The 14,353-nt window shown below is 67.2% G+C and carries 11 protein-coding genes; 4 read left to right on the top strand and 7 right to left on the bottom strand.

What is annotated here, in order from left to right:
- Positions 1–9: 9 nt before the first annotated feature.
- Positions 10–1,353: a M50 family metallopeptidase gene (locus tag LG299_RS16195; protein WP_404432087.1), complete on the bottom strand. Its 1,344-nt coding sequence runs from the start codon at positions 1,351–1,353 to the stop codon at positions 10–12.
- A 107-nt stretch (positions 1,354–1,460) separates the two neighbouring features.
- Here LG299_RS16195 and LG299_RS16190 point away from each other — a divergent pair, with 107 nt between their 5' ends.
- Positions 1,461–3,119 carry a Mur ligase family protein gene (locus tag LG299_RS16190; protein ID WP_404432085.1) on the top strand — a complete coding sequence of 553 codons (1,659 nt, stop codon included), beginning with the start codon at positions 1,461–1,463 and terminating at the stop codon, positions 3,117–3,119.
- Positions 3,120–3,126: 7 nt separating this feature from the next.
- Here the strand turns inward: LG299_RS16190 and LG299_RS16185 are convergent, their stop codons facing one another.
- Entirely contained in the window at positions 3,127–4,209 is a 1,083-nt protein-coding gene (locus LG299_RS16185) for a 1-deoxy-D-xylulose-5-phosphate reductoisomerase (protein WP_404432083.1), read from the bottom strand.
- Positions 4,210–4,271: 62 nt separating this feature from the next.
- Entirely contained in the window at positions 4,272–5,258 is a 987-nt protein-coding gene (locus LG299_RS16180) for an FKBP-type peptidyl-prolyl cis-trans isomerase (protein ID WP_404432081.1), read from the bottom strand.
- A gap of 141 nt (positions 5,259–5,399) precedes the next feature.
- Here LG299_RS16180 and LG299_RS16175 point away from each other — a divergent pair, with 141 nt between their 5' ends.
- Positions 5,400–6,116, top strand: a complete 717-nt coding sequence (locus tag LG299_RS16175; RefSeq protein WP_404434926.1) for a lysophospholipid acyltransferase family protein — start codon at positions 5,400–5,402, stop codon at positions 6,114–6,116.
- Between the two features lie 15 nt (positions 6,117–6,131).
- Here LG299_RS16175 and LG299_RS16170 read toward each other — a convergent pair whose 3' ends face one another.
- Positions 6,132–6,602, bottom strand: a complete 471-nt coding sequence (locus LG299_RS16170) for an OsmC family protein (RefSeq protein ID WP_404432079.1) — start codon at positions 6,600–6,602, stop codon at positions 6,132–6,134.
- Positions 6,603–6,654: 52 nt separating this feature from the next.
- On the opposite strand from LG299_RS16170, the gene LG299_RS16165 reads away from it, so the two are divergent.
- Together LG299_RS16165 and ald are read left to right on the top strand one after the other, a co-directional pair.
- Complete coding sequence (locus LG299_RS16165) at positions 6,655–7,644, top strand: asparaginase (RefSeq protein ID WP_404432077.1); 990 nt, start codon at positions 6,655–6,657, stop codon at positions 7,642–7,644.
- A 72-nt stretch (positions 7,645–7,716) separates the two neighbouring features.
- Positions 7,717–8,832, top strand: coding sequence for an alanine dehydrogenase (gene ald / locus LG299_RS16160; RefSeq protein ID WP_404432075.1), 1,116 nt, complete (start codon positions 7,717–7,719; stop codon positions 8,830–8,832).
- A gap of 120 nt (positions 8,833–8,952) precedes the next feature.
- Here the strand turns inward: ald and LG299_RS16155 are convergent, their stop codons facing one another.
- From LG299_RS16155 to LG299_RS16145, 3 genes are all read right to left on the bottom strand, one after another.
- Complete coding sequence (locus tag LG299_RS16155; protein ID WP_404432073.1) at positions 8,953–10,563, bottom strand: APC family permease; 1,611 nt, start codon at positions 10,561–10,563, stop codon at positions 8,953–8,955.
- A 30-nt stretch (positions 10,564–10,593) separates the two neighbouring features.
- Positions 10,594–13,458: an FtsK/SpoIIIE domain-containing protein gene (locus LG299_RS16150; protein ID WP_404432071.1), complete on the bottom strand. Its 2,865-nt coding sequence runs from the start codon at positions 13,456–13,458 to the stop codon at positions 10,594–10,596.
- A 66-nt stretch (positions 13,459–13,524) separates the two neighbouring features.
- Entirely contained in the window at positions 13,525–14,325 is an 801-nt protein-coding gene (locus tag LG299_RS16145) for a PP2C family protein-serine/threonine phosphatase (protein WP_404432069.1), read from the bottom strand.
- Positions 14,326–14,353 lie beyond the last annotated feature (28 nt).

The following is a 14,353-nucleotide window of genomic DNA, read 5'->3' as shown; positions in this document are numbered from 1 at the left end:
ATCGAATCGTCAGAACAGCGAGATCGGGTTGAACAGGTCGGCGAGAATCAGCACGCCGCCCATCACCATGAGCCCGATCACGACGACGAACGTCACGGGCACGAGTTTGGTCGCATCGACCGGCTTCGGCTCCGGCAGGCGGAAGATCTTCGCCCACGTGCGCTTGATCCCCTCCCACAGCGCCACCACGATGTGCCCGCCATCCAGCGGCAGGAGCGGGATCAGATTGAACACGAACAGCGCGATGTTCAGCGACGCCAGCAGCGACAGCATCCCGGCAACGCGGTTCAGCACGGGAGCGTCGAGCGCCGCGATCTCGCCCGCGACGACACCGGCGCCCACGACACTGAGCGGACCGTTGGGGTCGCGCTCTTCGCCCGTGACGAGCGTCATGCCTGCTTCGTAGACCTTGACCGGAAGTTGCCAGATGATGCCGGCAACGGCTTCGACCCTCTCGAACGCGGCCTGGGGGCCCGCCCAGATCGGTTGCTGGACGTACTCGACCGTGGGGCTGATGCCAGCGAAGCCCACCTCGACGAGCTCAGGCTCACCGTTTTCATCGACGATCGGCACACCGTCGTCGTCGAACACCGGGCGCATCGCCGTCGTGGGCGTGAGCCGCACGGTCTGCATCTCACCGTCGCGATCGACGACGATCTCCAGGGGCTGAGCCGCTGACGCGCGAATGATGTCGGATGCATCGGCGAATGTCGCCACCTCGACACCGTCGACCGACATGATGACATCGCCCGGCAGAATGCCCGCGGCCGCCGCGGGCGCGGCGGGGTCGCCCGGCTCGCACGTCGTGCGCGCTTCGTCCGCCGGAATCACGCACTCGCTGACCGTTGCGATGGTCGTCGTCGCGGTCTGGACTCCGATGCCGCTCAGCAGAATCGCGAACAACACGATCGCGAAGAGCAGGTTCATCACCGGCCCGCCGAGCATGATCACCACGCGCTTCCAGACCGAAAGCTTGTAGAAGACGCCGTCGTTCTCGCTATTCACCAGGGTCTCGTCGTTCGCAGCGCGGGCATCTTGCACCATCGTCGCGAAGAACCCTCCCCCAGCGCGACCGGCCGACGACCCGGATGCTGCGGCGGCGAGCTCTTTCGGCGACGGAGGATACATACCGGCCATCGAGATGTAGCCACCGAGCGGCAGCGCCTTCACGCCGTACTCGGTCTCGCCGATCCGCCGCGACCAGAGGGTCGGGCCGAAACCGATCATGTACTGCCCGACGCGTACGCCGAACTTCTTCGCGGGGATGAGGTGGCCGAACTCGTGGAGCGCGATTGACACGGCGAGGCCTACGACAAGCACGACGACGCCGACGATGAATGCAATCACTTCCACACGCTCACGGTACTCGCGCTTTGCTTTGAGTTGGCCGCGAGCGCCGTTCGACCCCCGGTCGCGATCGACATCCGTGCGGTAGGTCGGGATGAGAGGATGGATGCGCCATGGCCAGTGACACCCCGCCTCCGAACCTTCCGCCGGTGCTTCGACCCGACGCTCCCCCGGTGCACGACCTGGGCGACCTCGTCGAGCACCTCGGCGCCACCGTGATCGGTGATGCGTCTGGTGTGGAGCTCACCGGGTTGACGCTGGCTACCGCCGATCTGCGGCGCGGTGATCTATTTGTTGCGTTGCAGGGGGTGAACCGGCACGGCGCCGAGTTCGCCGTATCCGCCGCCCAGAAGGGTGCCGTCGCAATCGTCACCGATCAGGCTGGCGCAAAGATCGCGTCCACCACAGGACTGCCCATCCTGGTCGTCGAAGACCCGCGCGGGCTGCTCGGCGACATCTCGGCGTGGGTCTACGGCACGGGGCGCAACGACGATCTGCCGATTCTCTTCGCCACGACCGGCACCAACGGCAAGACGAGCGTCTCGCACCTGCTCGAGGGAGTCCTCGAGCAACTCGGCCTCGTCGCCGGCCTCTCCTCTACCGCCGAGCGTCACATCGCGGGTCAGGTCGTCGTGTCTCGTTTGACGACTCCCGAGGCGTACGAGATGCACGCGCTCCTCGCCCTCATGCGCGAGCGCGGCGTCGAGGCCGTCGCGGTCGAGGTCAGCGCACAGGCGCTCAGCCGTCGGCGCGTCGACGGCATCGTGTTCGATGTCGCCGGCTTCACCAACCTCACCCACGACCACCTCGACGACTACGCCGACATGCGCGAGTACTTCGAGGCGAAGCTTCCGCTGTTCCGCGCAGATCGTTCGCGCCGGGCGGTGATCTGCGTGGATGCCGCCACCGGTGCCGAAGTGCTCGCCCGGTGCGAGGTGCCCGCCGTGACCGTGGGCACACCGGCGATCGCCGAAGAGCGTGAGGCGGCAGCATCCGCCGACTGGGTCGTCGAGATCCTCGACGAGCGCCAGGACGGCACCGAGTTTCGGCTGAGCGGCCCCGAGGGTCGCGAACTCACCACCGTGGTCCCCGTCATCGGCCCGCACATGGCTGCCAACGCGGGCCTCGCGATCGTGATGATCCTCGAAGCGGGGTACGCGTGGGAAAGGCTCGTCGCCGCGCTCGACGGCCAGCGCATCGATGCCTACCTGCCCGGCCGAACACAACTCGTCTCGGGCGACCGAGGCCCCGCTGTGTATGTCGACTTCGGGCACTCCCCCGACGCGTTCGAGAAGACTCTCGCGGCAGTTCGCCGCGTCACCCCGGGCCGGGTGGTCATGCTGTTCGGCGCCGACGGCGACCGCGACGCCACCAAGCGGCACGACATGGGCCGCACCGCGGTGCTCGGCAGCGACATTCTTATCGTCACCGACCACCACCCCCGCCACGAAGATCCCGACTCGATTCGGGCGACCCTCATCGAGGGCGCGCGGCGCGCGAGGACGGATGCCGAGATCTACGAGTTCTCGCCCCCCGAGCGGGCGATCATCGAGGCCGTGAAGCTCGTCGGTGACGGTGACGCGATTCTCTGGGCCGGCCCCGGCCACCAGGACTATCGCGACGTCCGCGGGGTCCGCACGCCGTACTCGGCGCGCGAACTCTCTCGCCGGGCCTTGCGCGCTGCGGGATGGCCTGTGCCCGAGTCGCGCTGGCCCGTGCCGTACCCCGCCGACGAGACGCCCGCGTCAGATCCGCAGCGCCCGGCCTTTTGAGAAGGCGTCAAGATGCCGCGATCGCACGGTCTGCAGCATCCCGCGCCCACGCTTCTGCCTCGGCCAGCGATTCGCGCGAGAGCGCTGCAGGAGGCTCGTGCTCATCGACGATCCGCTCGACCGTGTCGAGAATTCCGAGGTAGGTCAGGCGCCCCTCGTGGAACGCGTCGACGGCTTGCTCGTTCGCGGCGTTGAAAACGGCGGGGTAGGTGCGGCCGGCGCGCCCGACCCTCTTCGCGAGCGCGACCGCGGGGAACGCGCGTTCGTCGAGCGGCTCGAATGTCCAGGATCCCGGGACCGTCCAGTCGATCGGCGCACCGACTCCTGCCACACGGTGCGGCCAGTCGAGTCCGAGTGAGATCGGCAGACGCATGTCGGGCGGCGAGGCCTGCGCAATCGTCGAGCCGTCGACGAACTCCACCATCGAGTGAACGATCGACTGCGGATGCACCACGACGTCGATCCGGTCGTAGTCGATGCCGAAGAGCAGGTGTGCCTCGATCACCTCGAGGCCCTTGTTCACGAGTGTCGATGAGTTGGTGGTGACGACCCGGCCCATGTCCCACGTCGGGTGGGCGAGCGCCTCCGCCGGGGTCACGCCCGCGAGCTGGTCACGCGATCTGCCGCGGAATGGCCCACCTGAGGCCGTCAGCACCAGCCTGCGGACCTCGTCGTGCGTGCCCGAACGCAGCGCCTGTGCGATCGCGGAGTGTTCCGAGTCGACGGGGACGATCTGGCCCGGAGCCGCGAGCGCTGTGACGAGGTCACCACCGACGATCAGCGACTCTTTGTTCGCGAGCGCGAGCGTGCGTCCCGTTTCCAGCGCAGCGAGCGTCGGGCCGAGTCCCACCGAGCCCGTGATGCCGTTGAGCACAACGTCGCACTTGACATCTCGCACAAGCTGTTCGGCTTCGACGGCACCGAGTGCCGTGTTCTCGACGCCGAACTCGACGGCCTGCGCCTCCATCTCGGCGCGTTTCGAACCGGCAGAAAGACCGACGATCTCGAAGCGCTCAGGGTTGGCGCGGATGACATCCAACGCCTGGGTGCCGATAGAACCGGTGGACCCGAGAATCAGAACGCGACGCATCCCGTCAGCCTATCGAGCGGACGGGATGCGTCGCGGGTGCCGCCACTGGGCGGGAAGTTCTCCTACTGGGCAGGCACAGCCTGGACGGCAAGGATGTCGATCACGAAGACAAGGGTTTGACCGGTCAGGTCTTCTTCGTTGATCTCGCCCTCGCCGTATCCGGCAGACGGCGGGAGCACGGCAATGACCTGCGACCCGACGGTCTCGCCGATGACGGCGTCTGCAAAGCCGGGAACCACACCACCGCTGGTCGAGAACGAGAACGGTGCGGCGCCCCAGCTCTGGTCGAAGACCTCGCCCGAGTTCCACGAGACGCCCTGGTACTGCACCATGACAGCGTCACCGTCTGCCACGACAGCGCCGTCGCCCTTGATGAGCGTGGACTTCTCGAATTCGGTCGGCAGATCGCCCTCAGGCAAAGTCACCGTCGGGACGCCGTCCTCGTCGAGCTCAACGGTGGGCATTCCGTCCACGGGGTCCTGCGCCTCGCCCGACGCGGTGGTGGCAGTTTCGGTGCCGAGCACGTCAAGTACCCACACGGCGGCCGAGGACTGCTCGGTCTGGGGAAGGGCCATCACGATGCGCGAGCCCACGGTGGCGCAACCGAAGAACTGGTCCGCGCCGCTGCCGAAGATGACCGAAACGGGGAGAATCGGGGTCTCGTAGCCCTCGACCGCTGCCTCTTCGCCGGTGGCTGCGTCGAAGACGGTCAGCGCGTAGTCGACGAGGTCGCCGTCCTCGATCGCGTCGCCGTCACCCTCGATGATCACGGTGCGCTCAGAGCTGGTGATCTCCATAGGAGACGTGAAGGTCGCGGTAGCGGGTTCACCCTGCTCGCCCTCCACCTCGACCGCGTCGGAGTTCGCACCGGACGGCACAGCCGAGCTGCAGATGTCGGTGGCAGCCGAGTCGGTCGAGGACGGCGTGGCATCGGGTGTGGCTCCACCGGCGCACCCGGCCAGCAGGAGGGCCAGAGTGGCAGCGGCGGAAAGAGCGACGAGCGGGCGAGTGCGCACGAAAATACCTCGGGTATCGATAGGGGTAGGCATCCATCCTCCCCCACCTTTCCTTTGACCCCGCTGAGAACCGCCATTCCGATACGGGAATGAAATCGGGGGTACCCTCGACGGGTGACGTCCGAAGTGGCACCCGAGCCCAGCGAAGAAGCGCCGCGCGAGCCTGCCAGCCGCATGGGCGCCACTTACGCGATCGGTCGCGGAATCATCACGCCGCTCGCGCGAGTGATCTACCGACCTCACATCGAAGGCAAGAACAACGTGCCGCTGTCGGGTCCGGTGGTCTTCGCCAGCAATCATCTGTCGTTCATCGACTCGATCGCGATCCCTGTGGCGGCCCCGCGTCCGGTGCACTTCTTGGCGAAGTCCACCTACTTCGACGGCACGGGCCTCTCGGGGTGGGCATCGCGGACCTTCTTCACCTCGATCGGCGCGATCCCGGTGCAACGCGGCGCGGGCCAGGCTGCGCTGGACGCTCTCGACCAGCAGCGCAAGCTTCTCGACGAAGGAAGCGCGGTCGCGCTCTACCCCGAGGGCACCCGCTCGACCGACGGCCGGTTGTACAAGGGTCGCACCGGCGTCGCCTTCCTCGCGCTGCAGGCCGGCGCACAGGTCGTGCCGGTCGGCCTGATCGGCACCGACAAGGTCATGCCCATCGGCGCCAAACGGCCCTCACTCCGCCACCGCATCACCGTGCGCTTCGGAGAACCGATCGATGTGTCACACCACGGCCCCGCGTCATCCGGCAAGGCTCGCCGCCAGGCGACGGACGAGATCATGGCCGCTATCCATGCCCTCTCCGGCCAGGAGCTCGCGAACGCGTACAACGAAGTGCCTGCGCACAACCCGATCGAACGAATCAAGCAGGTTCTGCCGCACGAGCGGCTCTAGCTCCTCGCGGCGCCGTCAGTCGACGACGATGACCGGCTCGTGCCGCACGGGAAAGTTCACCGAGTTCGCAATGAAGCACAACTCGTGCGCCTTTGCGTGAGCGGTGGTGGCAGCATCCACCATCGACGCGTCGGCGACGGTCACTCTTGGGCGCAACACAACCTCGGTGAAGGCGCCCCCGCCCTTGCCGTCTTCGAGCATGGTTCCGGATGCCTCGTCCGCATAACCGGTGACCACCACCCCGACACCGACGCACACGTGCAGGTACGACAGCAGGTGGCACTCGCTCAGTGCCGCCAGCAGTAGGTCCTCGGGGTTCCACCGCGCGGGATCCCCTCGGAACGGCTTGTCGCTGGAGGCGAGAAGGTCAGGCTTTCCATCGATCTCGATCGTCACGGCGCGGTCGTAGTCGCGGTAGCCGCTCGTGCCTGTGCCGCGGTCTCCGGTCCACGTCGCCCGGACGGAATATCGATGCTCACCGAACATGCGCAACAGTCTGTCATGCGGACGGCGGGTCACCCGGCGGTAGGCTGACGACGTGCCGCAGACCTTCGCTACGACCGATGCCGTCGAACTCGCCGTCGTCGAACGCAGCGGCTTCATCGAGTCCCGCCATGCCGGGGTCGCCGTCGTGCTGTCGGCGGATGGCACCACCGTTGAACAACTCGGCGATGCCGCAGCGCTCGTTCTCCCCCGCTCGAGCATGAAGCCTCTGCAGGCACTCGCGATGCTGACCGCCGGGCTGAAGCTCGACGGCGAGCGCCTGGGCCTCGCCACGGCGAGCCACTCGGGTACCGATCGGCATGTGTCGGTCGTTCGCGACATCCTGGACTCTGCGGGACTGGGCGAACAGGCCCTCGGCTGCCCACCTGCCTGGCCCGGCGACCAGCGCACACGCGACGAGCTCGTCCGCGAGGGTTCCGAACCCGCGCGCGTGCGCATGAACTGTTCGGGCAAGCACGCGGCGATGCTCGGGACGTGCGTGACGAATGGGTGGGATGCTGCCACCTACCTCGACCCTGAGCACCCGTTGCAGGTGCACATCCGGGACGTGATCGAGAGACTCGTCGGCGAGAAGATGGCGGCACCCGCGATCGATGGATGCGGAGCCCCCGTGTACGCGATGTCGCTCCTGGGCCTGGCGCGAGCGATCCACCGCATCGGCAACTCCTCGACGAGTTCGCCGTTCGCCCTCCATCGCAGCGCGGGTGCACTCGTGCAGGCCGTGCGCGAGAACCCGTGGACGATCGACGGCCCCGACCGCCCCGACACGGTCGTCATCGAACGCCTCGGCGTCTTCGCCAAGGGCGGCGCCGAGGGGGTCATGGTGATGACCGCGCCCAACGGCACGACCGTCGCTCTCAAGTTGCTCGACGGTTCGGGGCGCGCGGCAACGGCCGTCGCTCTTCGCCTGCTCGAACGAGCGGGCGCTCTCGCTCCCGCCGATGTCGCGGACGCGATGTCGAAGCTTTCGCTGTCGATCCTCGGCGGCGGTACACCAGTCGGGGCGATCCGCCCGGTCGTTTGAACAGCATGTTCTAGAGTCGCTCCCACCAGGAGCACAATCGCGCTCCAAAGGCGGAGCGGAAAGGATCACACGATGAGGATCAGCATCCCCACCGAGGTCAAGAACAACGAGTATCGCGTCGCCATGACCCCCGCCGGTGTCCACGACCTCGTCGCGGCAGGTCACGAGGTCTTCGTCCAGCGCGGAGCAGGGCTCGGTTCGTCGATGCCGGATGCCGAGTACGAGGCCGCCGGCGCCACAATGCTCGAAGACGCCGAAGACGTATGGGCGCGCGCTGAGCTGCTGCTGAAGGTGAAAGAGCCCATCGCAAGTGAGTACAGGTACTTCCGCGACGATCTCGTGCTCTTCACGTACCTGCACCTCGCCGCCGACCGACCGCTGACCGATCAGCTGGTCGCCGACGGCGTCACCGCCATCGCCTACGAGACCGTGCAGGGTGCAGGCGGCGGACTCCCCCTCCTCGCCCCGATGAGCGAAGTAGCCGGGCGTCTGGCCCCCATGGTCGGTGCCGCAACCCTGATGCGCTCGGCGGGCGGCCTCGGTCTGCTGATGTCCGGCGTTCCGGGCACGCGTCCGGCGAAGGTCACGGTCATCGGCGGCGGCGTCGCCGGCGCCAACGCTGCGGTGATCGCCGTGGGCATGGGCGCTGACGTCACCGTGTTCGACACGAACGTAGGCCGCCTCCGGTACCTGGACGATCACTTTCAGGGACGCGTGAAGACCGCAGCATCCAACCCCCTCGATTTGGACCGTGCGGTCGTCGACTCCGATATGGTCATCGGTTCAGTGCTCATTCCGGGAGCCAAGGCACCCAAGCTCGTGACGAACGACATGGTCTCGCGCATGCGCCCCGGCTCGGTGCTGGTCGACATCGCGGTGGACCAGGGCGGATGCTTCGCAGACACGCACCCGACGACCCACGCCGACCCCACCTTCGAGGTGCACGGCAGCATCTTCTACTGCGTCGCGAACATGCCGGGCGCCGTGCCGAACACCTCGACGTCAGCGCTCACCAACGCGACACTCCCCTACATCCGTCAGGTCGCCCGACGCGGGTGGAAGGATGCGCTCCGCGTCGACGCGGGCCTCGCCGCCGGCCTGAACACCGTTGGCGGCACTGTCGTCAACGCCGGTGTCGCTACCGCGCACGGACTCGGCCTCGCAGACCTGACCTCAGCCCTGAGCTGAGTGCGCGTTGCGGTCCGGGCTCAGGCCTGGACCGCCGAGCGCTACAGATTCCTACGAGCGCTACGTCGCTCGACGCCGCGCTCGCATGAATGTGCCGCGCTCGCGTGCCGTGAAGCTCGCCTACCGTCCGACAAGCCCGCCGTCGATCGACCGGCCGTACTCGGTGGGGTCGTCGGGGACGAGCACCGGGGTGTCACGGTTCAGGCTCTCGCCGCGGAAGAATGCCTTCGATCGCGGGAAGAAGTACCACAGCACCATCAGCAAGACACCGAACGCAAGCGAGCCGATGCCGAGCACGAAGACGCTGCCGATTCCCCAGTCCGTCACGTACCCGTAGTCGGGCTGGTACATGTCGATCGCGGACTGCACGAACGCGTACGTGAGCATGAGCGAGCCGAGCAGTGGGAAGAGGAACCGGAAGACGAAGTTGCGCGCTGAGGTGAAAAGCTCCTTGCGGAAGTACCAGACGCACGCGTACCCGGTAATGCCGTAGTAGAACGCGATCGCCAATCCCAGGGAGAGAATCGAGTCCTGCAGGATGTTGTCGCTGATCAGCGTCATGCCGACGTAGTAGATCGACGCCACGATCCCCATGACCAGTGTCGAGAACGACGGGGTCTTGTATTGCGGATGAACGGTGGCGAACTTCTTCGGAAGCGCTCGGTACGCGGCCATCGCCAGCGTCCCTCGGGCCGTCGGCAGGATCGTGGTCTGCGTCGAGGAGATCGCCGAGATCATGACGGCGACCACCAGCACCCAGCCGACCGGGCCGAGCAGGCCGTCCTTGATGGCGAGGAAGAAGTCATCGGCGTTGGCTTCGTTGCCCAACCCCGTGCCGGTCTCACCGAGCCCCGCGTACATCATGGCCGCAACCGTCACACCGACGTAGGTGAAGAGCAGGATGACCGTCGTGAGAAGTGCCGCGCGACCCGGGATGCGCTTGGGGTCCTTGGTCTCTTCGTTCAATGCGAGGCAGGTGTCCCATCCCCAGTAGATGAACAGCGCCAGCAGGATGGCCTCGATGAAGCCGCTCCATTCGCCGATCAGGAACGGGTTGAACCACTCCCAATCGAACGGAGTGGCATCGGGTGCCGATCCCGCGAAGAAATGCCAGAGCGCCGCGACGACGAAGATCGTCAGGGCCAGGTACTGGATCGCCAAGAGGACGTTCTGGATCTTCTCGCCGATTTCGACCCCGCGCCAGCTCACCCAGGTCATCGTGGCGATGAAGACCACACCGGTGGCGGTAACCAGCGGCACGTTGTCCGAGAGCAGAGCGTCCTCCGACGTGCGCACGATCCCGTCGATCAGCGCCCAGAAGTAGATGCCGGCGATCTGCGCGAGGTTGGCGAGCACGACCATTCCGGCGACCGCCACGCCCCAACCGCCCATCCAGCCGACCCACGGTCCGAACGCTTTGGTGCCCCACGTGAAGGTAGTACCGCAGTCGGGTACAGCGTTGTTGAGTTCGCGGTACGCGAAAGCGATGAAGAGCATCGGTATGAACGCGATGACGAACGCGATGGGCGCCTGGGCACCGACGGCCAGGACGACGAAGCCGAGCGTGGCGACGAGCGAGTACACCGGCGCCGTAGAGGCCAGGCCGATGACGGTCGAGCCCCAGAGTCCGAGTGTTCCCGCTGCAAGTCCCTTGCCGTCTGGGCGGTCGATTGTTGCAGGTGATATAGCCACACCCCGACGGTAGGTGCCACCCCGACGCCGGTCAAGCATGCGCGCGCGACGTTCCGGCCTAAGGTCGCCCTACGAGAGGACGATTCGGATCGGATCGGCACCAGAGTGCATCAACCACGCGCGCGAGCGGCCGGGCTCTGCGTAGGGCGGGAGAGTCCGCGATCCGGTCAGCGTCCGGAACTCCGCCGCGCACGAGGCTTCGATCACGAGGTCATGGTCGGCACGCGCGGTGGTGAGCAAGCGCCAGTGGCGCTGCCACTCGTCGGGGTCGCCACTGATGACCACCGGTCCGTTCGCGGTGACCGAGGGGTCGGCGACGTAGTCGTCGAGTGACAGCGACGGGATGCCTCGCGCCGCCCATTCCTGCATCGCCGTGCGCAGCATCGCCGGACGACGGGTGACGAGTGCGGTGATGGCCGCCGACGGTTGCCACGCGGGGGTCACATTGACTGCGTGGGATAGCCCGGCATGAACCGCGGAAGGGAGAGCCACCTGCACCGCGAGCGTCCCAAGACGGCCTCTGCCTGGCGTGGTGTCGGGACTGTAGTGCGCGGCCTCGCCTCCCGCGGCGATGTGGTCGGCCCGGCTCGACGTCGCGAGCACCAGTCGACGCGGCAGGAGGTCGGCAAGTCGCGCCGCGGGTCCGGCCAGACGATGCGCCGCAGCGACGACGAGAACACCCGCCTCGGCCGCGCCACGAAGGAAACGTTCGAGCCGGTCGAGAAGTTCGTGGGCATGATCGTGCGGCAGGCGAGTGGATGCTGCATCCAAGTCATCGATGATCACCAGGGTTCCCCGAGCAGGCGGAGAGTCCACAAGAGCCGTGACCGCATCCCACAGGCCTTCGGCGTCCGCCGGAACCCGGATCACAGCGCCAGGCGCCTGAGAGGCGAGGGTTTCGAGCGCGGTGGACTTTCCTGCACCCGGACCACCCACCACCAACAGCCCACGATCACCGGGCGCCAGCCCGACCGAACGTTGGCGCTGCTGCTCGGGTTCGTCCGCAAGGCCGAGCACCAGCATCCCGTCTTCCGCTGGCACATCCTCGAGGCTGATCTGCGACGGGAGCGCCGGCAACCACGGCCGACGGGGCACCGGGCCTTCCGCCGCCCGGGTGATGCGATCGACATCCTGCGTGCTCGAGAGCGCGATGCGCATGCGCCGCGGAGTGGTATCACACGCCCGACGCACCAGGGCGAGGCCGCGGCCTTCAGCGGTCCCGGGAATTGTCGCGGCATCTTCGACGCCGACGACCGCGCGACTGTCCGCGCCGTCGGCCACCCGCAGGCTGATACGCAACGAGCAATTGGCCAACAGGCTGTCGCGAATGACACCCGAAACCCGCTGCGTGCCGAGGATGAGGTGCATACCGAGAGCGCGACCGCGCGCCGCGACGTCGCCGAACACGGCGTGCAACTCAGGGTGCTCACCGAGGAGGGCCGCGAACTCATCCACGACGATCACCAGACGCGGCACCTCGACGCGAAGATCCAGCACGTCGCGTGCGCCCACACGGGCCAGCTCTGCCTCGCGCCACCGGACTTCTGCACGCAGACTCTCGATCGCCCGTCGTGCGCCCGCGCCGTCAAGATCGGTAATGACCCCGGTGACATGTGGCACACCCTTCAGCCCGTCAAATGCCGTGCCGCCCTTGAAGTCCGCCAGTAGGAAGCTCACCTCGCGTGTCGAGTGCGCATCCGCGAGCGCAAGGATCCACGAGATGAGCAGCTCGCTCTTGCCCGATCCGGTGACTCCGGCGACGACCGCGTGCGGCCCATCGGTGACGAGATCGATGACGGATGCCTCACCGCCTGCCCGCGCGAAGGCAGCCGGCAGAGCGCCCCGCTGCGCGGGCCGTGCCGCCGCGATCAGGTCACCGAGGAGAACGGGCTCGTCGTCCGTGTCGACGATGCCCAGCGTGCGAGTCGCGCGGTCGGAGAGCTCACCCGCGATCAGCATGGCCTGGTCGAGACCGACGGCTTCGACCTCGAGAGCAGTCACCTCGCCGGCGTAGTCGAGGTGAGCGATCGTGGGGCTGCTCACCCGGAGCACGGCCGAGCATGACGGCGGAATCGGCGCCCCGGTCGGAACGACGGCGAACACGATGTCGGCCTCCGGCGGCACGATGTCGTCACCGCTCACCAGGGTGAGTGTCCGCGGTGCGGCGCACCGTGCGTGCGGAAGAGCCTGAGCCCACTCCATCCCGGTACGCGGCACGGCCGAGACCTTCAAGGTGCCGGGTGCGTGCGCCAGGCAGAGTTGCAGGACCAGCGCCCTGTGCACGGCTGAGGCCACCACCGGAGGACCGACGACCGCGATCCCCGCGGCAAGGGGGAGCACGACGGGAGCGTGACGCAGTCGACCAGCGCGCGAGCGCAGGGCTGCAGCATCCGGATCCCCTGCTCCGCCTGTGATCTGCACCTCGCTCGGCATCTCCCCCGCGCCGACAACGACTCCCTCCGACCGTGCGGCGGTCGCGCGCCAAATCTCAGCGTCGCGGCCCAGCAACGACACTGCGTCCGGATACAACGCCCACCGCTTGCGACGCTCCCGCCCATGGCGGGCTTCAACCTCGGTAGAAACGCGCGCGCGAGCAACGGCCGCCTCCGCGCGGGCGCGGCGGCGGCCACGCCGCGCTGCACGTAGACCATCAATGACGGCTGCGACGGCGATCAGCGGCCCGAGGGCTGCAAGCAACAGCGAGAGAATCGAGCCGGTCACCAGCCACAGCACGACAGCACCGACGATCGGAACGAAGGAGGCGACGATCGGCAGCGGCGGGCGCAGCGGCGGCGTGTAGGCGTCGGGAAGCCGCAATGAATCGTCGTCGAACCGGCGATCGTCACGCGGATCTTCATCGGAGCGTGGTGACGCCGTTCGATCGACGCGGTTCGAAGCTACGGCGGCGGGTTGGGGCGCGAAAGTGGTGAGCACCTCCACAGTCCATCGCGGCGAACAGCACGCCAACTGCCGCGCAGCCGAAACTGTGAGCGATTCCGCTCAGTCGGCGTCTGGGGAGGAAGGGACGGCACTGCTGGGCAGTGCCGCGTCGAGGACGACGATCGTGACGTTATCTCGCCCACCGTTTTCGAGCGCCGCCTCAAGCATCGCGTCCACTGCCTCGGCGGGGTCAGCGTTCTCGGTGAGGAAGTGCAGGATGCCGTAGTCGGTGAGCTCTTTGGTGAGGCCATCCGAACAGATCACGAACCGATCTCCGTCGATCACATCCAACCGCACGTAGTCGGGTGTGACACCGTTGCTCGGTCCGACGGCGCGTGTGATCACGTTGCCGTAGGGGTGGTTCTCGGCTTCTTCGGGGCTCAGTCGGCCTGCGGCGATGAGTTCTTGCACCACGGAGTGGTCTGTGGTGATCTGCACGATTGACCCATCGCGCGCGAGATACACGCGCGAATCGCCGATGTTGAGCGTCACCCAGTGGGCGGGTTCGGTAGTCGCGTCCAGATAGACCCCGGTCACGGTGGTGCCCGTGCCGTCGTCGGTTGTTTCGGGGTGCCCGGCGATGTCTTTGACCGCGCGCGAGAGCGCCTTCTCGATCGATCTCGGGGTCACGTCTCCTGAGGTGGCGACCGCCGATAGACGGTCGATCGTGCTCGCGCTCGCGATCTCGCCACCGATGTGACCACCCATACCGTCCGCGACGATGAACAGCGGAAAGCTCGTCAGCATGGCATCCTGGTTGATTTCGCGCCGACGGCCGGTATGCGTCACCGATGCCCAGCGCAACTCAAGTGCGCCGCCGGGAAGATCGATCGTCTGCGAATGAGTGGATGCTTCAGCCACGCCGTCCCCTCCCCCTCGCCGACAAATT

It is taken from the genome of Microbacterium lacus (assembly GCF_044794305.1).
Classification (GTDB): domain Bacteria; phylum Actinomycetota; class Actinomycetes; order Actinomycetales; family Microbacteriaceae; genus Microbacterium; species Microbacterium lacus_B.
This window is presented reverse-complemented; position numbering and strand designations above follow the sequence as displayed.